The sequence below is a fragment of the Mediterraneibacter sp. 210702-DFI.5.30 genome (genome assembly GCF_020560115.1).
In the GTDB taxonomy this organism is placed as follows: domain Bacteria; phylum Bacillota; class Clostridia; order Lachnospirales; family Lachnospiraceae; genus Mediterraneibacter; species Mediterraneibacter faecis.
In genome coordinates this window covers 1-227 of record NZ_JAJCME010000214.1, presented here as the reverse complement: position 1 = coordinate 227, position 227 = coordinate 1, and the positions used below count along the sequence as shown (strand labels likewise).

Genomic DNA, 227 nt, shown 5'->3' with positions numbered 1-227 from the left:
CTCAATCAATCGGTGAACCAGGTACTCAGTTAACCATGCGGACATTCCATACCGGTGGGGTTGCCGGAGACGATATTACACAAGGTCTTCCTCGTGTCCAAGAAATCTTCGAAGCACGTAATCCTAAAGGTTTGGCTGTAATTACTGAAGTTACTGGTGAAGTCGTTGAGATCGCTGAAGATGCTGCGACTCGTACGAAAGAAGTTACCGTCAAAGGTGAAACTGAT

General features: G+C 46.3%; 1 protein-coding gene. It reads left to right on the top strand.

Annotation, left to right across the window (positions count from 1 at the left end):
- On the top strand, positions 1–227 hold a 227-nt coding region (locus tag LI126_RS15305; protein ID WP_227165762.1), incomplete at both ends, for a hypothetical protein.